Genomic DNA, 20,105 nt, shown 5'->3' with positions numbered 1-20,105 from the left:
GTTTTTTTTGCAAGGTGAACACGCGATGAACGAACCGTCAGCCGGCCCTCTGGCCTGGGTCAATGGCAGCGATGCCCCGGAAAAAACCGAAATCAATCTCGGCTTCATGGCCCTGAGCGACTGCGCCTCGGTGGTGGTCGCCGCCACCCAGGGCTTCGCCCAGCCCCACGGCTTGACCCTGAACCTCAAGCGCCAGTCGTCCTGGGCCAACCTGCGGGACAAACTGGTCAGCGGCGAACTCGATGCAGCCCACAGCCTTTACGGTCTGATTTACGCCGTACACCTGGGCATCGGTGGCGTGGCGGCGACCGACATGGCCGTGCTGATGGGCCTGAATCAGAATGGCCAAAGCATCAATCTTTCCGGCGGCTTGCAGGCACTTGGAGTGACCAGTCCTGAAGCACTGGATCGGCACGTGCACCAAACTCGCTCAAAACTCACCTTCGCCCAGACGTTCCCAACCGGCACCCACGCCATGTGGTTGTATTACTGGCTCGCCAGCCAGGGCATTCACCCATTGCAGGATGTCGACAGCGTGGTGGTGCCGCCACCGCAAATGGTCGCGCACCTGCGAGCCGGGCGTATCGATGGGTTCTGCGTCGGCGAACCCTGGTCCGCCAGTGCCGTGCAACAGGACCTCGGCTTCACCCTGGCCACGTCCCAGACCCTTTGGCCCGATCATCCGGAAAAAGTCCTGGGCTGCACCCGCGCGTTCGTCGAGCAATACCCCAATACCGCCCGGGCATTGGTGATGGCGGTTCTGGAGGCCAGCCGTTTCATCGAAGAAAGCACCGAGAATCGTCGCAGTACCGCACAATTGCTCAGTGCCGATCAATACCTTGACGCGCCACTGGACTGTATCGAACCGCGCCTGCTGGGCGAATACGCCGACGGCCTTGGCCATCGCTGGCAAGACCCGCACGCACTGCGCTTGCACGGGGATGGCGAGGTCAACCTGCCGTACCTGTCCGACGGCATGTGGTTCATGACCCAGTTCCGCCGCTGGGGCTTGTTGCGCGATGACCCGGACTATCTCGCGGTGGCCCGGCAGGTCCAGCAACTGGACCTCTACCGTGAGGCCGCCAGTGCCGTCGGCGTCGCCTCGCCAGCCGAGGAAATGCGCAGCAGCCAGTTGATCGACGGCAAAATCTGGGACGGCTCGGACCCGGCCGGTTATGCCCGCAGTTTCAAACTGCACGCCATGAGCGACAGCTCCCCTCGATCCGCCAGCCGCTGACAGGAGACCACGAACATGCTGCGTATCCTGCTGATCAACGACACCGCAAAAAAAGTCGGACGCCTGAAGGCCGCCCTGACCGAGGCCGGATTCGAAGTGATCGATGAATCCGGCCTGACCATCGACCTGCCCGAACGCGTCGAAACGGTGCGTCCGGATGTGATTCTGATCGATACCGAGTCACCGGGTCGCGATGTCATGGAACAAGTGGTGCTGGTGACTCGCGACCAGCCACGACCGATTGTGATGTTCACCGACGAACACGACCCCGGTGTGATGCGACAGGCGATCAAGTCCGGAGTCAGTGCCTACATCGTCGAAGGCATTCACGCACAACGCCTGCAACCGATTCTCGACGTGGCCATGGCGCGCTTCGAAAGCGATCAGGCCTTGCGTGCCCAGTTGCAGGCCCGCGACCAGCAACTGGCCGAGCGCAAGCGCATCGAACTGGCCAAGGGACTGCTGATGAAAATGAAGGACTGCAACGAAGAAGAGGCCTACACGCTGATGCGCCGCCAGGCGATGAGCCGCCAGCAGAAGCTGATTCAGGTGGCGGAGCAGATTATTGCCATGAGCGAACTGCTGGGTTGAACAACATAAAGATCGCAGCCTTCGGCAACTCCTACGGGACGCACACATTCTCTGTAGGAGCTGCCGAAGGCTGCGATCTTTTTGCTTTACCTAAATTTCCGATATGGCACAGATCTGGCTAGGTAATCGATACAGGTAACCAACGGCGGTTGCCCCACCTACGACAAAGACGTCGCGCACCTCATTTGCCCCTGGCGAATCGGGTGGCGGCGTTTTTTCGTTTTGGCCCCACAGCACGGGGCCGGTGGTGCGGCCGTAACGGCGCCCCACCTGCAAGCTCATGACTCCTTCCGAGACTCTTCACAGCTGAGGTGCGCGATGAATTCAAGCTTCTGGAAATCTGGCCATACACCCACATTGTTCGCAGCCTTCCTCTACTTCGACCTGAGCTTCATGGTCTGGTACCTGCTCGGTCCGTTGGCGGTACAGATCGCCGCCGACCTGCACCTGACGACGCAGCAACGCGGGCTGGTGGTCGCCACGCCCATTCTGGCCGGGGCGGTCTTGCGTTTCGTGATGGGGATGCTGGCTGATCGCCTGTCGCCAAAAACTGCCGGCCTGATCGGTCAGGTCATCGTGATCTGCGCATTGTTCGGCGCCTGGAAACTCGGTATCCACAGCTACGAGCAAGCGTTGCTGCTGGGTCTGTTCCTCGGCATGGCCGGCGCTTCTTTCGCCGTCGCCCTGCCCCTGGCATCGCAGTGGTATCCACCGCAGCATCAAGGCAAGGCCATGGGCATCGCCGGTGCGGGGAACTCGGGCACGGTGTTCGCCGCATTGATCGCCCCGGTGCTGGCGGCGGCGTTTGGCTGGAGCAACGTGTTCGGGTTCGCCCTGATCCCGCTGATTCTGGCCTTGATCGTCTTCGCCTGGCTGGCCAAAAACGCCCCCGAGCGGCCAAAAGCCAAAGCCATCGCCGACTACTTCAAGGCCTTGGGCGATCGTGACAGCTGGTGGTTCATGTTTTTCTACAGCGTGACGTTCGGCGGTTTCATCGGCCTGGCCAGTGCCCTGCCCGGTTATTTCAACGACCAGTACGGCCTGAGCCCGGTCACTGCCGGCTACTACACTGCTGCGTGTGTGTTCGGTGGCAGCCTGATGCGTCCGTTGGGCGGTGCACTGGCGGATCGCTTTGGCGGGATTCGCACCTTGCTGGTGATGTACACCGTGGCGGCGATCTGCATTGCGACGGTGGGTTTCAATCTGCCGAGTTCCTACGCAGCGTTGGCGCTTTTCGTCTGCACCATGCTCGGTTTGGGTGCGGGCAACGGTGCGGTATTCCAGTTGGTCCCGCAGCGTTTTCGTCGGGAAATCGGCGTGATGACCGGGCTGATCGGCATGGCCGGCGGTATCGGCGGCTTCGCACTGGCGGCCGGCATGGGCGCGATCAAGCAAAGCACCGGCAGCTATCAACTGGCGCTGTGGTTGTTCGCCAGCCTCGGCGTACTCGCCTGGTTCGGTCTACATGGGGTGAAACGTCGCTGGAGAACCACTTGGGGTTCGGCAGCCGTCACCGCTGCACGGGTGTGAGGACTGCATGAGCCTGCAACTGAGCTTCGCCGAACACAGCGCCATCGGCCCCCGCGAGGAGAACCAGGACGCTCTGCGCCTGGTCACTCCGGCCCCGGCGCTGGCGGCGAGCAAAGGTTATCTGTTCGCCATCGCCGACGGCGTCAGCCAATGTGCCGATGGCGGTCTCGCGGCCCGTTCGACCTTGCAGGCCCTGGCGCTGGACTACTATGCCACCCCGGAAACCTGGGGCGTCGCCCAGGCATTGGATCGCCTGCTGCTGGCGCAAAATCGCTGGTTGCAGGCTAACGGTGGCGGCCAACCGCTGCTGACCACCGTCAGTGCCTTGGTGATGCGCGGCCGGCGTTTTACCTTGGCTCACGTTGGCGATTGCCGGGTTTATCGCTGGCACGCCGACACGCTGCAACGGGTGAGCGAGGATCACGTCTGGGACCAGCCGGGCATGCAGCATGTGCTTAAGCGGGCCCTCGGGCTGGATCAACACTTGGTGCTGGACTTTCTCGATGGCGAACTTCGGCTGAACGAGAGTTTCGTGCTGCTCAGCGACGGCATCTGGGCCGTGCTGGGCGACACGGCCATTGCGGCGATTCTGCGGGATCAGCCTGATTTGGACAGTGCCGCGCAAACGCTGGTCAGCGCCGCGCACCTGGCCGGCAGCCAGGACAATGCCAGCGCCCTGCTGGTGCGGGTCGATGCCCTTGGCGAAACCAGCATTGGCGATGCGCTGATTCATCTGCAGCAATGGCCACTCCCGCCTGCACTGAAGCCGGGCCAGACCTTCGAAGGCTGGCACGTGGAAGGGATCCTCGGCCAGAGCCAGCAATCGCTGCTGTATCGGGTGCGCGACGCGCAGCAACAACCCTGGTTGCTGAAAACCTTGCCCGGTGCGCTCCGTGACGATCACCAGGCCGGGCAGGCATTGTTATCGGAGGAATGGTTTCTCAAGCGTGTGGCCGGGCGGCATTTTCCTGAAGTCCATGCCTCCAGTCAGCGTCAGCATTTGTACTACGTGATGCGTGAATATTCCGGGTCTACCCTGGCTGAGCTGCATGAGCGTGTCGCAACGCTGCCACTGGCTCAATGGCTGGACCTGGCCGAACGCCTGCTGCGGGCCGTCGGCATCCTGCATCGACGGCAGATTCTGCATCGCGATATCAAACCGGAGAACCTGTTGCTGGGGGACGACGGCGAGTTGCGCCTGCTGGATTTCGGCCTCGCCTACTGCCCCGGGCTGTCCGAAGATCAAGCTTGCGCCTTGCCCGGAACGCCCAGTTATATCGCGCCGGAGGCTTTTCGAGGCGACCCTCCTACGCCACAACAGGATTTGTATGCAGTCGGCGTGACCTTGTATTACCTGCTGACCGGGTATTATCCCTACGGCGAAATCGAAGCGTTCCAGCGACCACGGTTTGGTGTGCCTGTCAGCGCCAGTCGCTACCGGCCCGACCTGCCGGAATGGATCGCGCAAAGCCTGGAGCGCGCGGTGGCTGCGGCTCCGGATCGGCGTTTCGAAACGGCGGAAGAATGGTTGTTGCTACTGGAACAGGGAGAACGTCGTAGTTTGAGCGTGCGCCCCAGACCGTTGCTGGAGCGCGAGCCGCTGAAAGTCTGGCGGACATTGGCGCTGGTGTCGTTACTGGTGAATCTGGTGCTGCTGTTTTTGCTGTTTCATGGCTGAGTTTTTCATTACCCAAAAGATCAAAAGATCTTTCTGCTTCAAAACCGGGCATCGCGCCTTGAACCGGTGCACGAAAACACCCTCCTCCCATGACGAGAGCCCATAAATCAGGCCCTTGCGAGAGTTGGCACAACCACTGCATTACCTCTCTCAACAGACATAAAGCGCGGGCTTCAACGACGAAGGCTGCACTTCCCGAGAGAACGGGACCAGGACAAAGGCGTCCTCGCTAGGCAACTAGCGGGACGCCTTTTTTTGTTTGCGCAAAATTTTGTCGAGCATGGCCTGAACCCTGATGAGGCAGGCCTGAGCTCCCCGGAGAACCTGATGAAAAAACTAAAACTGGTGATGATCGGCAACGGCATGGCCGGGGTTCGCACCCTGGAAGAACTGCTCAAGCTGAGTAATGAACTGTACGACATCACGGTCTTCGGCGCCGAACCCCATACCAACTACAACCGCATCCTGCTGTCGCCCGTACTGGCGGGCGAGCAGACGTTCGAAGAGATCGTGCTCAACGATCTGGACTGGTATCTGGAAAACAACATCAAGCTGCTGCTCAACCGCAAAGTGGTGGAGATCGATCGGGTCAAACGCCGGGTCATCGCCGAAGACGGCACCGAAGCCGAATACGATCGCCTGCTGATTGCCACCGGCTCGACCCCGTTCATCCTGCCAATCCCCGGCAATACCTTGCAGGGCGTGATCGGCTACCGCGACATTGCCGACACCCAGGCGATGATCGACACCGCCAAGACCCACAAGCACGCCGTGGTCATCGGCGGCGGCCTGCTGGGCCTTGAAGCCGCCAACGGCCTGATGCTGCGCGGCATGCACGTCACCGTGGTGCACATCGGCGAATGGCTGCTGGAACGGCAACTGGACAAAACCAGCGGCCAACTCCTGCAAACCGCCCTGGAAGCTCGTGGCCTGCACTTTCGCCTGTGCGAACAGACCCAGGCCCTGCACGACGCCGGCAACGGCCGGGTCGGCTCGGTGCAGTTCAAGAACGGCAACATCATCCCCGCCGACCTGGTGGTGATGGCCGCCGGCATTCGCCCCAACACCGAACTCGCGGAAAAATCCGGCATCCCTTGCAGCCGCGGGATTCTGGTCAACGACACGATGCAAACCTACGACCCCCGGGTCTACGCCATCGGCGAATGCGCCAGCCACCGCGGCATCGCCTATGGTTTGGTGGCGCCGCTGTTCGAACAGGCCAAAGTCTGCGCCAACCACCTCGCCCAACTGGGTTTTGCCACCTACAAGGGTTCGGTGACCTCGACCAAATTGAAGGTTACCGGTATCGACCTGTTCTCCGCCGGCGACTTCATGGGCGGTGAAGGCACCGAGACCATCACCCTCTCGGACCCGATTGGCGGGGTCTACAAGAAACTGGTGATCAAGGATGACGTGCTGGTCGGCGCCTGCCTGTACGGCGATACGGCAGACGGCGGCTGGTATTTCCGGCAGATCCGTGAAAGTCACGCCATCGACGAGATCCGCGATCACTTGATGTTCGGTGAAAATGCGCTTGGCGACGTAGGACATCAGGGCCAGGACAAAGCCATGAGCATGGCCGACACGGCCGAAGTCTGCGGCTGCAACGGCGTGTGCAAAGGCACCATCGTCAAGGCCATCCAGGAACACGGGCTGTTCAGCGTCGACGACGTGAAGAAACACACCAAGGCCGCCAGCTCCTGCGGCTCCTGCGCAGGCCTCGTCGAACAGATCCTGATCAACACCGTGGGCGGAGCGGCGGACGTCAAACCGAAAAGCGAAAAAGCCATCTGCGGTTGCAGCGACCTCAACCACGGGCAAATCCGCCAGGCCATCCGCGACCAGCACCTGCTGACCATCGCCGGCACCATGAGCTACCTGAACTGGCGCACACCCAATGGCTGTGCCACGTGCCGCCCGGCGCTCAATTACTACCTGATTTCCACTTGGCCAGGCGAGGCCAAGGATGATCCGCAATCGCGCCTGATCAACGAGCGCGCCCACGCCAACATTCAGAAAGACGGCACTTACTCTGTAGTCCCGCGGATGTGGGGCGGTGTGACCAATCCTTCGGAACTGCGGCGCATCGCCGATGTTGCCGACAAGTACAACGTGCCGATGGTCAAAGTCACCGGTGGTCAGCGCATCGACTTGCTGGGCATCCGCAAGCAAGACCTGCCGGGGGTGTGGAAAGACCTGGACATGCCGTCCGGCCACGCCTACGGCAAATCCATCCGCACGGTGAAAACCTGCGTCGGCAGCGAGTTCTGCCGCTTTGGCACCCAGAACTCCACACAACTGGGTATCGAACTGGAACATGACCTGTTCAACATGTGGTCACCGCACAAGGTGAAACTGGCTGTCTCCGGTTGCCCGCGCAACTGCTCGGAAGCCGGCATCAAGGATGTGGGAATCATCGGCGTGGACTCCGGCTGGGAGATGTACATCGGTGGCAACGGCGGGATCAAGACCGAAGTCGCGGAATTCTTCGTCAAACTGAAAACCGCCGAAGAAGTCCGCGAATACAACGGTGCATTTCTGCAGCTCTATCGCGAAGAAGCCTTTTACCTCGAACGCACCGTGCACTACCTGCAACGGGTCGGCATGGACCACATCAAGAAAGCCGTGCTCGAGGACCCGGAGCGGCGCAAGGCGCTCAACGATCGCCTGCAATTCTCCCTGTCGTTCGAACAGGACCCGTGGAAAGAGCGCCTGGAACAGCCACAACTGAAGAAAGAATTCGACGTCATCCCCGTGAAAAACCTGGAGGTGCTGGCATGAACTGGCTGGATATCTGCGCACTGGAAGAGATCAATGCCCTGGGCTCGCGGATCGTCGCCGGCCCCAAGGGCGACATCGCGATTTTTCGTACCAGCGACGACGAAGTGTTCGCCCTCGACGACCGTTGCCCGCACAAGGGTGGGCCGCTGTCCCAAGGTCTGATCTACGGCAAGCGGGTGGCCTGCCCGTTGCACAACTGGCAAATCGACCTGGAAAGCGGCGAAGCCCTGGCCCCGGACATCGGCTGCGCCCATCACCATCCGGCTCGGGTGGAAAATGGCCGGGTGATGCTGGCCCTGCGGGATGCAGGCTGATGGCCCGCCAGATCACTGCGTCCACCTGCTGTTACTGTGGGGTCGGCTGCGGGGTGCTGATCGAGCATGACGGTTCACGCATCCTCGGCGTCAGCGGCGATCCGGCGCACCCGGCCAATTTCGGCAAACTGTGCAGCAAGGGCTCGACCCTGCACCTGACCGGCGACGAGACCGCGCGGGCGCTGTACCCCGAACTGCGCCTCGGCAAAGGCCTGGCCCGCCACCGCACCGACTGGGATACCGCCCTCGATCACGCCGCCAGCGTATTTGCCGCAACCATTGCCGAACATGGCCCGGACAGCGTGGCGTTTTACATTTCCGGGCAACTGTTGACCGAGGACTACTACGCCTTCAACAAGCTGGCACGTGCCCTGGTGGGTACCAACAACATCGACAGCAATTCGCGGCTGTGCATGTCCTCGGCGGTGGTCGGCTACAAGCGCAGCCTGGGTGCCGACGCGCCGCCCTGCAGCTACGAAGACCTGGAATTGAGCGATTGCGTGATGATCGTGGGCAGCAACATGGCCTACGCCCATCCGGTGCTGTTTCGCCGGCTGGAAGAAGCCAAAGTCCGCCGGCCGCAGATGAAGGTCATCGTCATTGACCCACGTCGTACAGACACCTGTGATCTGGCTGACCTGCACCTGGCGATTTTGCCGGGCACCGATGTCGCCTTGTTCCATGGGATTTTGCATTTGCTGCTGTGGGAAGACTGGATCGATCGTGACTTCATCAAAGACCACACCGAAGGTCTGGCTGAGCTGAAAAGCCTGGTGCGTGACTACACCCCGCACATGGTTTCGCAGCTCTGCGGAATCAGCATCGAGCAATTGCAGCAATGTGCCGAGTGGATCGGCACATCCCCTAGCTTTCTGTCGCTGTGGTGCATGGGCTTGAACCAGTCCACTGCCGGCAGCGCGAAAAACAGTGCACTGATCAATCTGCACCTTGCCACCGGGCAGATCGGTCGCCCCGGCGCCGGACCTTTCTCCCTCACCGGTCAGCCAAATGCCATGGGCGGGCGGGAAACCGGCAGTTTGTCCAACCTGCTGCCCGGCCATCGTGACGCCGCCAATGCGCAACACCGTGAGCAAGTGGCGTCCTATTGGGGCGTCGAGCAACTGCCGGAAAATCCCGGGCTCTCGGCGATTGAGCTGTTCGAGCAAGTGCGCAGCGGCAAGATCAAGGCGTTGTGGATCGCCTGCACCAACCCCGCGCAATCCATGCCGGACCAGACGACCGTGCGCGCCGCCTTGCAAGCTTGCCCGTTCGTGGTATTGCAGGAAGCCTTTCGCACCACTGAAACCACGAAGTTTGCCGACCTCCTGCTGCCCGCGGCCAGCTGGGGAGAAAAGGAAGGCAGCGTGACCAATTCCGAACGGCGCATTTCCCACGTACGCCAGGCAATCGTCGCACCGGGTGAGGCACGGCCGGACTGGGCAATTACGGTAGATTTCGCACAACGCCTGGAGAAATACCTGCGCCCCGGCCAAACCAGCCTGTTTGCATTTGATAACCCCGCTCAGGTCTTTGATGAATACAAACACCTGACTCACGGTCGCGATCTGGATCTGTCCGGTATCAGCCATGCACTGATCGATCGTCTCGGCCCGCAGCAGTGGCCCTTCCCTGCGGGTGCCGTCGAAGGCACGGCACGGCTCTATGTCGACGGGATATTTGCCACTGCCAATGGGCGCGCGCAGTTCGTGGCCGATCCGTACCGCGCCGCCAAAGAGCAACGCGATGCACGCTTCCCGCTGACCCTGATCACCGGCCGCTTGCGCGATCAATGGCATGGCATGAGCCGCACCGGCACCGCCGCGCAGCTGTTCGGCCATGTCAGCGAAGCGCAGGTGAGCCTGCACCCTGACGAATTGCGCCGCCATCGCTTGCAGCCTGGGGATCTGGTCAGCCTGAAAAGCCGGCGCGGCGCAGTCATCGTCGCAGTCGCCAGCGATGACAGCGTGCGCCCTGGCCAGGCCTTTTTGCCAATGCACTGGGGCGACCGTTTTCTCAAGGGCGGGGTGAACAGCCTGACCTTGTCCGCATTCGATCCTTTGTCGAAACAGCCCGAACTCAAGCACAGCGGCGTACGCCTGGAGCCGGTGGATTTGCCCTGGAAACTGTTCGCACTGATCGAGGGTGATGTTCAACGGCATTTTGAGGCGCTACGACCGCTCTGTGAGGCGTTTTCCTACGTCAGCTTCAGCCTTGTTGGCCGTGAACGCCCTGCTCTGCTTGTACGGACGGCCAATACTTCAGCGCCTTCGGCAGAGTTGCTCAGCGAAATCGATCAAAGCCTGGCACTCAATGACGGCCCGGTGCTGGCTTACGACGACCCTCGACGGGCCATTGGCAAGCGGGTGCGAATCGAAAATGGCCGGATCACCGCCATTCGATTGGCCGGTGAAACCCTCGCCCAGCACTGGTTGCAGGGGCTGTGGCTCGAAGGTCGCGCAGACGAGCAACTACGGCGCTGGTTGTTGGCGCCGCTGAGCGCACCACCGGGCAATCTCGACGCGCCCGTCAACGCGAACAAGATCCTGTGCAATTGCAAGAACGTCGGCCAGAACGCGATCTGCGCCGGCATCGACCGTGGCCTGGACTTGCAGGAACTCAAGCAAGAACTGGGTTGCGGCACGCAATGCGGGTCCTGCGTTCCGGAAATCAAACGCCTGCTGGCTGCCAAGGCGCGGCCAGTCACTGTCATCTCGTGAGGAAAACACTATGAGTGCAAAAGTCTGGCTGGTGGGTGCAGGCCCGGGGGATCCGGAGTTACTCACGTTGAAAGCAGTACGTGCCTTGCGCGAGGCTGATGTGGTGCTGATCGATGATCTGGTCAATGTCGCGGTACTCGAGCACTGCCCAGAGGCGCGGATCATCCCGGTGGGCAAGCGCGGCGGCTGCCGTTCCACTCCGCAAGCATTTATCCATCGCCTGATGCATCGTTATGCCCGGCAGGGTAAATGCGTGGCGCGGCTAAAGGGCGGCGATCCGTGCATTTTCGGCCGAGGTGGTGAAGAGGCGCAGTGGTTACGTGAGCGCGGGGTCGAAGTCGAGTTGGTCAACGGCATCACGGCGGGCCTTGCCGGCGCGACCCAATGCGATATTCCGCTGACGCTAAGGGGCGTTGCACGTGGCGTGACACTGGTCACGGCGCACACTCAGGATGACAGCAGCCTGAACTGGCAGGCCCTGGCTCAAGGGGGCACCACGCTGGTGATCTACATGGGGGTGGCGAAGCTTAGTGAAATTCGCGAGCAACTGCTGGCCGGCGGAATGGCTCCCGCTACGCCTGTGGCAATGATCGAAAATGCTTCCCTGCCGCACCAACGGGAATGTCGGAGCGACCTGACAACCATGGAAGAAGATGCCTGCGACTTCCAGCTCAAAAGCCCGGCAGTCCTCGTGATCGGTGCTGTAGCGACCTGTGATGAGAGCAAAAGATCGCAGACTGCATTGGCTCGGTGTTCATCCTTGTAGGGATTAAAAGATCGCAGCCTGCGGCAGCTCCTACAGGGATGAACGTCGAACCACTGTAGGAGCTGCCGCAGGTTGCGATCTTTTCGCAACCTGCGCCAAACCCTCGCTGAAACCCAAATCGCAGACAAAGAAAAGCCCGGCCTAAGCCGGGCTTTTCTCAGAGCTGCGAGCTAATTACTTAGCTTGAGCTTCAACCTGCGCTTCTACGCGACGGTTAACAGCGCGACCAGCTTCAGTTGTGTTGTCAGCAACCGGGCGGGATTCGCCGTAGCCAACGGACTGAATGCGGGACGACTCAACACCGTACTGGTTGGTCAGAACTTGCTTAACGGCGTTTGCACGACGCTCGGACAGTTTCTGGTTGTAAGCGTCAGGACCGACGTTGTCGGTGTGACCTTCAACAGTAGTGGTGGTGGACGGGTACTGCTTCATGAAGTCAGCCAGGTTCTTGATGTCGCCGTAGCTGTTTGGCTTGACTGCCGACTTGTTGAAGTCGAACTTCACGTCCAGCTCTACACGAACGACTTCAGCAACTGCTGGGCAGCCATCAGCGTCAACAGTTACGTTGGCTGGGGTGTCCGGGCACTTGTCAACGTTGTCGCAAACGCCATCGTTGTCGCTGTCGGAGCAGACTTCTGGAGCTGGAACCGGAGCAGCAGCAGGCTTGTTGCCGCCGCCGAAGTTCACGCCCAGACCTACGGACGGGATGTAGTCCCAACGGCCGTTGTCCAGTTTGTAGTCAGCTTCTACGCCAGCACGAGCGTAAACGTTTTCAACGAAGTAGTACTTAACGCCAGCGCCAGCAGTCAGGAAAGTCGACTGGTCACGACCGGTGTGGCCGTCAGCGGCTACGTTGGTCAGGCTGCCGTGCTTGACACCACCTTGAACGTAAGGACGCAGAGCGTCGCCAGCGTTGTTGAAGTGGTACTGGGCGTTCAGACCGAACTGGTCGCCTTCGATTTTCTGGTTGCCGGTGTTGTTGTTCGAACGGGTGTAGTCATCGTTGTTGTAGGTGAAGTTCAACGATACGTCGTCGGTCAAGAAGTAACCGATGGAGGCGCCAGGAGTGTAGCCGTCTTCAACGTTGTTAACGCTGTCGTTGTACTTCTTCCCGTAGTTGAGCTCGCCTTCAACTGCGCCTTGGCCTTGTGCCAGTGCGCCGAACGAAGTAGCGGCAATAAGAGTACCAATGGCCAAGCCCAAGGTGTTTTTCAGTTTCATCCGTTAAATCCCCATCTGGTGATTGTGAAGCAGTCCCGCAAACCGGGGGACAACTCGGCGGCAAGTCTAACAGAACTTGCCTACGCGTAAGAGATATTTGCGCTGAACTAAGTTTCAGCAATGCCTGCAAATTTCTCACGCAATTTATCTAGAGCGCGCTTGTACCGCATTTTTGTTGCACTCAAACCCATGTGCATGATGTCTGCGATTTCCTGAAACTCCAGCTCTGCGACAAAACGTAGCACCAGAATTTCGCGGTCAATCGGATTCACATACACCAACCAGCGATCAAGTCCGCCCTTTTCCTCAGGTTTCGGCGCCTTTTCTTCGGACGCTTCCTCGAGGGGATCAAGACTCAATGCGTCCATCAAGCGACGCTTTCGCCGTTCCTTTCGATATTGTGTGATGCACTCGTTGTACGTGATGCTATATAGCCATGTCTTGAACTTCGATTTACCTTCGAAGTTCTTCAGGCCATACAGCACCTTCAACATGACCTCCTGACAGACATCGTCTGCGTCGCGATCGTTCCCGAGATATCGTGCACATACGTTAAATAATGTCCGCTGGTAACGCCGCATCAGTTCTTCATAGGCGCGTGTTACGTGAAACAATTCGGTATGCGAGCGCGCGACCAACTCCTCATCAGAGAGCTCGCGGGGGTCGTAGCGCATGGATAACGATTGGGTTTTATTCAAAACAAGTCGGGCCGACAGTCAGGTCAATGTCCGCCGCTGCCAGCTTCAGCAGGCATTTTGCGGCGGCATACATTAGCAGAGTTTGCCGGGTTAGCGGCTACTCACATGCTGCTCAAGGAGAATCCGATTGGAAAGAGAGACTAGCTCACCCTCATCGGTCAGCAATGTGGTTTTAACCGTGCCGATCTCCTCGATCTGGCCTTCGACCTCGCCAACACGCACTTGTTGCCCAACCTGGTACAGCTCACGCACGTAGATTCCCGCAAGAATCTGGCCGGCAATTTCCCGGCTTCCCAACCCCATGGCCAGCGCTACCGCCAGACCAACGGTTATCAACACAATCACGATCACATGGTTCAGCAGGTCAGTCTTGACCTCCAACTGGCTGATCGCAACCGAAATACTAATGATGATCACCAGGCCCTGGGCAATCCGTCCAAGCCCTGAAGCATAGTCCAGGCCCACGCCTTCTGCCGCTCCGCGCACCAGCCCGTTGGCCAGTTGCGCCAGCAAAACACCTACCAGCAACACCAGCGCCGCGCCGAAAACCTTCGGCAGATACAACGCAAGCATATCCAGCGTAGCTGAAACCCGCTCAAGCCCAAGAGATTCTGCGGCAGAAACCAGAAAAATAAGCAGAATGAACCAATAGACGATCTTGCCGATCAGGGTCGAGATAGGAACTTGCAATCCAGCGCGGGACAGCAGCTTGGTCAGGCCAGTGCCGCCCATCAAGCGATCAAGGCCCAGTTTGGCGAGCAACTTGGAGAGCAGGGTGTCCAGCAGTTTGGCCACGACAAAACCCAACAGCAGCACAACCAGTGCGCCGAACAGGTTCGGAATGAAGTTCGCAACCTTGGTCCACAACGCAGTCATTGCAGTGACGAGGCTCTGAGTCCAGAGATCAAGTTCCATATTCAATCAGCCTTATCAGCAGTGCGGGCAGCAGGTTTACGAAGACGGGATACCGGCGCGACATGGGCCGATCCGTTATTCAGGGCGATCATCAGTGCGGGCAACCAGCGCCCCAGCAGGCTGAACAGATCACCGGCGCCGACCTGGCGGTTGGCGGTTTTCAGTACACGGCCAAGGCATGCATCGTCGTCCCGGGTGGACGGTGAGGCCTTGAGCATGTCGCGTAAAGACTGTTCAAACGGATCGTGCATACGCACCTCTCGTGATGTCTGTGGGAGACGCGGTCAGGTTTGCTCGGGTCACATGGTTTCCCTCAGACCCAGCGCAAACGTCGGAATAACCACCACTGCCCCAGCGCCACCGAGACCATCATCAGGCAGGCGATCAGAAAGCCATAAGGGCTGGCAGAGAATGGAATTCCACCGACGTTGATCCCCAAAAGCCCGGTCAGAAAACTCATCGGCAAAAAGATCCCGGTGATGATGCCAAAGCGATACATCGTGCGGTTCATGCGCACGCTCAACCGGCGATCTTCCGCCTCCAGGACCAGCCCCACCCGCTCCCGGGTCAATTCCAGCTCTTCGAGGTAGCGGGTCAGGCTGTTGTTCAATTCGTTCCAGTAATCACCATCGTCCTCGACGAACCAGGGCAATTTGATCCGCGTCAACTGCCCGAAAATATCCCGCTGCGGAGCAAGAAAGCGCTTCAACGCAGCCGCCCGTCGACGAATCTGCAAAACCGATCCGTGCTCTGGAGTATACCGTTCGTCGGCATCCAGTTTTTCTTCTTCCTCATCGACCACTTCCGAGAGACAGCTGACCAGATCCTGCACCTTGTTGGTGAGGTACTGCGCCATGCACAGGATGAGTTCGGAGGCTGTTTTCGGACCTTTGCCGTCTGCCAACTGCACCAGCAGCTCGTCAGTGGCCCGCAATGGACGCAGGCGCAGGGAAATGACGCGTTGGGCAGAGCCGAAGATCCGCACCGACACCATGTCTTCCGGCTCGGCACCGGGGTTCAGATTGACCCCGCGCAAAAATAGCAGCAGTTCGCTGTCTGAAAGCTGTAAAAGTCGTGGACGGGTGTTTTCTTCGAGCAACAGGTCACAGCTGAATTCGCTCAGACCGCTGGATTTGCGCAACCAGGTCCGGGTTTGCGGATGACTGCGATCCCAATGCAGCCACAGGCTTTCATGGGCCTGCAACTGCAAGTCATCGAGTTCAGTCCGGGCAATCGAACGCGCGCCGCCTCTACCGTCCAGCACCAGGGCATGCACCAGCCCCCATTGCGCGTTTTCTTCCTCGAACATCCGCACTCCTTTGGTCGACCAGCGCTTTATTCAGGCATTTTCAGCGGGCTGGGCGAGATGATCACGCCGTTGTTGTCCGCATAGATGTAATGACCCGGGTGGAAGGTCACGCCGGCGAAGGTCACGGCAACGTTGAGATCGCCGAGCCCGCGCCTGTCGGATTTCCTCGGGTGGCTGGCGAGGGCCTGAACGCCCAGATCGGTCTGTGCGATGATATCGACGTCACGGATGCAACCGTAGATCACCAGCCCTTCCCAACCGTTTTTCGCGGCTTTCTCGGCCAGCATGTCACCCAGCAACGCATGACGCAGGGAACCGCCACCGTCTACCACCAGCACTTTGCCATCCCCCTTGAGCTCGACTTGCTCCTTGACCCGCGAGTTGTCTTCGAAGCACTTGATGGTCACGATTTCGCCGCCGAACGAATCACGTCCGCCGAAATTGCTGAACATCGGTTCCAGCACCTGCACCAGTTCCGGATAGGCATCGCACAGGTCAGGCGTGAGGTAATGGATCATCGAGAAACTCCTGAAAAGAGGAAGACAGCACGAACATCGGTGATGGCTCAGCCACGGAAAGTGACCAGAACAGCTCAATGCGTCATATCTTAGCCGCAAGCCGATCAGAGCGAAATGCCCTTGTTAGAGCGTCAGGCTCAGATTGCCGCGACCAAATCCTGTTGCGCTCCCGGCAAAGGTGTCTGCTGATCAGCCAACCAACGAGTCACCAATGGCCAGACTTCAGCCTGGGCTGCCTTGCTGACGAGCATTTCCACGTGACCGAAATTGTCGCCGAAGCCCTGCTCACGCCCCAGATTGATGAATTGTTTGTGCTGCGAACCGACCTGATCGAACAATTTGCGACACGCCCAGGCCGGGTCCTGATGATCACCCGCGGCGCTGACCGCCAGTACGGGCAACTTGACCTCGGCCAGGCCTGCCCACCAGTCCTTGTCGGCATCGCCGAAGCGCCCGAACAAGCCAAACCAGCGCATGCTTTCCAGGGCCAGGCCGATGGGCTCGTCCTCCGGGCCGCGCTTGAGCCTTGAGCCGGACAACTGAGCAAAACGCTTGAGAATGAAGCGACCGCTCCACTCCACCGGTGGAATCTTCAATGGCCAGTAAGTGCGACTCACCTGGGTGCCGAAAAACGCGGCGGAAGCCACCACCGGCTCACCGATGTACTCGCCACCCAGCGCTGCGGCCAGTGTAGTACCGCCCAGTGAGTGACCGATCCAGTGCGGCACCTGCCCGCTCTGTTCACGGACAAATGCACCGATGGCCGGCAGGTCATAGCGTGCGTAGTCGGCAACACGATTCTTGCGGTAATCGTGGTTGCGCTGGGACAAGCCGTGACCGCGCATTTCCGGAATCCAGACGTCGAACCCCAGGCGAGCCAGGTAAGCGCCAAGCCCGATGCCTTTGGGGGAAAACCAGAACCTGCGATTGGAAAAGCTGCCGTGCAGCAGGATCACCGGCACGCCACGGAATGACGACTCATCGGCCATGCCAAGACGCGTCACAGCCAGTTCGACGGTGAAGTCGGGGCTGTTACCGGGTTTCAAACGATAGACATCTTCGCTCAGATCACCGCGCCGTTCGGCGCTGATCAGAGCGACAGGAAATAGGTTGCTGCTGCTTTGCATAATCTCTTGCACAAAAAAGGGCGGCATCCAGATGGAGCCCGCCCTGCTTGAATCTCAAAAAGACCGCTCCCTGACGCTACGTCGCCCCCAGTAGGAGCGAGCTTGCTCGCGAAAAACTTCAGGACACCGCGTTTATCCAGAATAAACGCGTTATCGTTTGCGTCCATCGCGAGCAAGCTCGCTCCTAAAAAGGTATGTGAGCGGGCCGTTCACACGCTATCAGGCCGAAGCTTGACCTTCCGCCAGGAAGAACCAGGTTTCCAGTACGGAGTCCGGGTTCAACGAAACGCTTTCAATGCCCTGCTCCATCAGCCACTTGGCCAGGTCCGGGTGGTCCGAAGGACCCTGACCGCAGATGCCGATGTACTTGCCGGCCTTGTTGCACGCGGCAATGGCGTTGGCCAACAGCTTCTTGACTGCCGGATTACGCTCGTCGAACAGGTGGGCGATGATGCCGGAGTCACGGTCCAGGCCCAGGGTCAGCTGGGTCAGGTCGTTGGAACCGATGGAGAAACCGTCGAAGAACTCGAGGAATTCTTCCGCCAGGATCGCGTTGGACGGCAGTTCGCACATCATGATCACGCGCAGACCGTTCTGGCCACGAGCCAGACCGTTTTCTGCCAGCAGATCGACCACCTGGCTCGCTTCGCCCAGGGTACGGACGAACGGTACCATGATTTCTACGTTGGTCAGGCCCATCTCGTTGCGCACACGCTTCAGAGCGCGGCACTCGAGCTCGAAGCAGTCGCGGAACGATTCGCTGATGTAGCGCGACGCACCGCGGAAGCCCAGCATCGGGTTCTCTTCTTCCGGCTCGTACAGCTTGCCGCCGATCAGGTTGGCGTATTCGTTGGACTTGAAGTCCGACAGACGCACGATGACCTTTTTCGGCCAGAACGCAGCGGCCAGGGTGCTGATGCCTTCGACCAGTTTCTCGACGTAGAAGCCGACCGGATCGTCGTAACCGGCGATGCGCTTGTCGACGCTTTCCTTGATATCCAGCGGCAGGCCGTCGTAGTTCAGCAGTGCCTTGGGGTGCACGCCGATCATGCGGTTGATGATGAACTCCAGACGGGCCAGGCCCACACCGGCGTTCGGCAACTGCGCGAAGTCGAAGGCGCGGTCCGGGTTGCCGACGTTCATCATGATCTTGAACGGCAGCTCAGGCATGGCGTCCACGGAGTTCTTCTTGATGTCGAAGCCCAGTTCGCCTTCAAAGATGAAACCGGTGTCGCCTTCAGCACAGGAAACGGTCACGCCCTGGCCGTCTTTCAACAGCTGGGTGGCATTGCCGCAACCCACTACGGCCGGGATACCCAGCTCACGGGCGATGATCGCTGCGTGGCAAGTACGGCCGCCACGGTTGGTGACGATCGCGCTGGCGCGCTTCATGACCGGTTCCCAGTCCGGGTCGGTCATGTCGGAAACCAGTACGTCGCCTGGCTGGACCTTGTCCATCTCGGACACGTCCTTGATGATGCGGACCTTGCCGGCGCCGATGCGCTGGCCGATGGCGCGGCCTTCCACCAGCACGGTGCCGGTTTCTTTCAACAGGTAACGTTCCATGACGTTGGCCTGGGTGCGGCTCTTCACGGTTTCCGGACGGGCCTGCACGATGTACAGCTTGCCGTCGTCACCGTCCTTGGCCCACTCGATGTCCATCGGGCACTTGTAGTGCTTCTCGATGATCATCGCCTGTTTGGCCAGCTCGCTGACTTCGGCGTCGGTCAGGCAGAAACGCGCGCGTTCAGCCTTGTCCACATCGACGGTTTTCACCGAACGACCGGCCTTGGCTTCGTCGCCGTAGATCATCTTGATGGCCTTGCTGCCCAGGTTGCGGCGCAGGATGGCCGGACGACCGGCCGCCAGCGTGCCCTTGTGGACGTAGAACTCATCCGGGTTCACCGCGCCTTGTACGACGGTTTCACCCAGGCCGTAGGCGCCGGTGATGAACACCACGTCACGGAAGCCCGATTCGGTATCGAGGGTGAACATCACGCCGGCGGTGCCGGTTTCGGAACGGACCATGCGCTGCACGCCAGCGGACAGGGCAACCAGCTTGTGGTCGAAGCCCTGGTGCACGCGATAGGAAATGGCACGGTCGTTGAACAGCGAGGCGAACACCTCTTTGGCGGCGCGAATGACGTTTTCGACACCACGGATGTTCAGGAAGGTTTCCTGCTGGCCGGCGAAGGAAGCATCCGGCAGGTCTTCGGCGGTGGCGGAAGAACGCACGGCCACGGCCATGTCAGGGTTGCCGGCGGACAGCGTGGCGAACGCGGTGCGGATTTCGGCATTCAGCTTTTCAGGGAACTCGGCTTCCATGATCCACTGGCGGATCTGGGCGCCAGTCTTGGCCAGGGCATTCACGTCATCGACGTCCAGGGCATCGAGGGCATCATGAATCTGCTGGTTCAGGCCGCTCAACTCCAGGAAATCACGATAAGCCTGAGCGGTCGTGGCGAAGCCACCGGGCACCGATACACCGGCGCCTGCCAGATTGCTGATCATCTCGCCGAGGGATGCGTTCTTGCCCCCCACATGCTCTACATCATGGACGCCGAGCTTATCGAGGGAAACTACGTACTCTACCAAGGTGATCTCTCCACTAACTGTGTTGGAAAAGCTCAAAACCGGCTACTCGGGGGAGCGTTTGCCGGCCATATGGCCTGGACCTGGAAAATAAGTGAGAATGCGGGCCAA

At 59.9% G+C, this 20,105-nt stretch carries 17 protein-coding genes; 8 read left to right on the top strand and 9 right to left on the bottom strand.

Annotated features, from left to right (window positions below; all coding sequences use genetic code 11):
- The first annotated feature begins 25 nt into the window (after nt 1–25).
- Nucleotides 26–1,237 carry a CmpA/NrtA family ABC transporter substrate-binding protein gene (locus KW849_RS22835; protein ID WP_218431373.1) on the top strand — a complete coding sequence of 404 codons (1,212 nt, stop codon included), beginning with the start codon at nt 26–28 and terminating at the stop codon, nt 1,235–1,237.
- Nucleotides 1,238–1,252: 15 nt separating this feature from the next.
- The gene (locus tag KW849_RS22830) at nt 1,253–1,828 is read left to right on the top strand and encodes an ANTAR domain-containing response regulator (RefSeq protein WP_108218906.1); all 576 of its coding nucleotides are present in this window, start codon (nt 1,253–1,255) and stop codon (nt 1,826–1,828) included.
- A 90-nt stretch (nt 1,829–1,918) separates the two neighbouring features.
- Here the strand turns inward: KW849_RS22830 and KW849_RS31900 are convergent, their stop codons facing one another.
- Nucleotides 1,919–2,110, bottom strand: coding sequence for a hypothetical protein (locus KW849_RS31900; RefSeq protein ID WP_371319172.1), 192 nt, complete (start codon nt 2,108–2,110; stop codon nt 1,919–1,921).
- A gap of 36 nt (nt 2,111–2,146) precedes the next feature.
- On the opposite strand from KW849_RS31900, the gene KW849_RS22825 reads away from it, so the two are divergent.
- From KW849_RS22825 to cobA, 6 genes are all read left to right on the top strand, one after another.
- Nucleotides 2,147–3,358, top strand: a complete 1,212-nt coding sequence (locus tag KW849_RS22825; protein WP_218431372.1) for a NarK/NasA family nitrate transporter — start codon at nt 2,147–2,149, stop codon at nt 3,356–3,358.
- Nucleotides 3,359–3,365: 7 nt separating this feature from the next.
- The gene (locus KW849_RS22820; protein ID WP_218431371.1) at nt 3,366–5,036 is read left to right on the top strand and encodes a bifunctional protein-serine/threonine kinase/phosphatase; all 1,671 of its coding nucleotides are present in this window, start codon (nt 3,366–3,368) and stop codon (nt 5,034–5,036) included.
- Nucleotides 5,037–5,363: 327 nt separating this feature from the next.
- Entirely contained in the window at nt 5,364–7,817 is a 2,454-nt protein-coding gene (gene nirB / locus KW849_RS22815; protein ID WP_218431370.1) for a nitrite reductase large subunit NirB, read from the top strand.
- On the top strand, nt 7,814–8,131 hold the full coding sequence (nirD, locus tag KW849_RS22810; RefSeq protein ID WP_108218910.1) for a nitrite reductase small subunit NirD: 318 nt from the start codon (nt 7,814–7,816) through the stop codon (nt 8,129–8,131). The genes nirB and nirD overlap by 4 nt, the downstream gene beginning before the upstream one ends.
- Nucleotides 8,131–10,848, top strand: coding sequence for a nitrate reductase (locus KW849_RS22805; protein ID WP_218431369.1), 2,718 nt, complete (start codon nt 8,131–8,133; stop codon nt 10,846–10,848). Before nirD ends, KW849_RS22805 begins: the two co-directional genes overlap by 1 nt.
- A 10-nt stretch (nt 10,849–10,858) precedes the next feature.
- A complete protein-coding gene (cobA, locus tag KW849_RS22800) occupies nt 10,859–11,614 on the top strand; it encodes a uroporphyrinogen-III C-methyltransferase (RefSeq protein ID WP_218431368.1) in 756 nt (251 codons plus the stop codon).
- A gap of 174 nt (nt 11,615–11,788) precedes the next feature.
- Here cobA and KW849_RS22795 read toward each other — a convergent pair whose 3' ends face one another.
- From KW849_RS22795 to ppsA, 8 genes are all read right to left on the bottom strand, one after another.
- Nucleotides 11,789–12,835: an OmpA family protein gene (locus KW849_RS22795; protein ID WP_218431367.1), complete on the bottom strand. Its 1,047-nt coding sequence runs from the start codon at nt 12,833–12,835 to the stop codon at nt 11,789–11,791.
- Nucleotides 12,836–12,942: 107 nt separating this feature from the next.
- Nucleotides 12,943–13,533, bottom strand: a complete 591-nt coding sequence (sigX, locus tag KW849_RS22790) for an RNA polymerase sigma factor SigX (protein WP_081501652.1) — start codon at nt 13,531–13,533, stop codon at nt 12,943–12,945.
- A 90-nt stretch (nt 13,534–13,623) separates the two neighbouring features.
- Complete coding sequence (locus KW849_RS22785) at nt 13,624–14,448, bottom strand: mechanosensitive ion channel domain-containing protein (RefSeq protein ID WP_007996721.1); 825 nt, start codon at nt 14,446–14,448, stop codon at nt 13,624–13,626.
- A 2-nt stretch (nt 14,449–14,450) separates the two neighbouring features.
- Nucleotides 14,451–14,699, bottom strand: a complete 249-nt coding sequence (locus KW849_RS22780; protein ID WP_007996720.1) for a hypothetical protein — start codon at nt 14,697–14,699, stop codon at nt 14,451–14,453.
- Nucleotides 14,700–14,761: 62 nt separating this feature from the next.
- Entirely contained in the window at nt 14,762–15,757 is a 996-nt protein-coding gene (locus KW849_RS22775) for a zinc transporter ZntB (RefSeq protein ID WP_218431366.1), read from the bottom strand.
- Between the two features lie 26 nt (nt 15,758–15,783).
- Complete coding sequence (gene rraA / locus KW849_RS22770) at nt 15,784–16,272, bottom strand: ribonuclease E activity regulator RraA (RefSeq protein ID WP_177318800.1); 489 nt, start codon at nt 16,270–16,272, stop codon at nt 15,784–15,786.
- Nucleotides 16,273–16,412: 140 nt separating this feature from the next.
- Nucleotides 16,413–17,402, bottom strand: coding sequence for an alpha/beta fold hydrolase (locus KW849_RS22765; RefSeq protein WP_218431365.1), 990 nt, complete (start codon nt 17,400–17,402; stop codon nt 16,413–16,415).
- 219 nt (nt 17,403–17,621) lie between these two features.
- A complete protein-coding gene (gene ppsA / locus KW849_RS22760; protein WP_218431364.1) occupies nt 17,622–19,997 on the bottom strand; it encodes a phosphoenolpyruvate synthase in 2,376 nt (791 codons plus the stop codon).
- Between the last annotated feature and the right edge of the window lie 108 nt (nt 19,998–20,105).

The sequence above is a fragment of the Pseudomonas sp. PDM26 genome, from assembly GCF_019219185.1.
In the GTDB taxonomy this organism is placed as follows: Bacteria; Pseudomonadota; Gammaproteobacteria; order Pseudomonadales; family Pseudomonadaceae; genus Aquipseudomonas.
This window is presented reverse-complemented; position numbering and strand designations above follow the sequence as displayed.

Coding starts and splice junctions, on each gene's coding strand:
- KW849_RS22835 (WP_218431373.1), top strand. CDS start 26: ATGAACGAACCGTCAGCCGGCCCTCTGGCCTGGGTCAATGGCAGCGAT.
- KW849_RS22830 (WP_108218906.1), top strand. CDS start 1,253: ATGCTGCGTATCCTGCTGATCAACGACACCGCAAAAAAAGTCGGACGC.
- KW849_RS31900 (WP_371319172.1), bottom strand. CDS start 2,110: ATGAGCTTGCAGGTGGGGCGCCGTTACGGCCGCACCACCGGCCCCGTG.
- KW849_RS22825 (WP_218431372.1), top strand. CDS start 2,147: ATGAATTCAAGCTTCTGGAAATCTGGCCATACACCCACATTGTTCGCA.
- KW849_RS22820 (WP_218431371.1), top strand. CDS start 3,366: ATGAGCCTGCAACTGAGCTTCGCCGAACACAGCGCCATCGGCCCCCGC.
- nirB (WP_218431370.1), top strand. CDS start 5,364: ATGAAAAAACTAAAACTGGTGATGATCGGCAACGGCATGGCCGGGGTT.
- nirD (WP_108218910.1), top strand. CDS start 7,814: ATGAACTGGCTGGATATCTGCGCACTGGAAGAGATCAATGCCCTGGGC.
- KW849_RS22805 (WP_218431369.1), top strand. CDS start 8,131: ATGGCCCGCCAGATCACTGCGTCCACCTGCTGTTACTGTGGGGTCGGC.
- cobA (WP_218431368.1), top strand. CDS start 10,859: ATGAGTGCAAAAGTCTGGCTGGTGGGTGCAGGCCCGGGGGATCCGGAG.
- KW849_RS22795 (WP_218431367.1), bottom strand. CDS start 12,835: ATGAAACTGAAAAACACCTTGGGCTTGGCCATTGGTACTCTTATTGCC.
- KW849_RS22785 (WP_007996721.1), bottom strand. CDS start 14,448: ATGGAACTTGATCTCTGGACTCAGAGCCTCGTCACTGCAATGACTGCG.
- KW849_RS22780 (WP_007996720.1), bottom strand. CDS start 14,699: ATGCACGATCCGTTTGAACAGTCTTTACGCGACATGCTCAAGGCCTCA.
- KW849_RS22775 (WP_218431366.1), bottom strand. CDS start 15,757: ATGTTCGAGGAAGAAAACGCGCAATGGGGGCTGGTGCATGCCCTGGTG.
- KW849_RS22765 (WP_218431365.1), bottom strand. CDS start 17,402: ATGCAAAGCAGCAGCAACCTATTTCCTGTCGCTCTGATCAGCGCCGAA.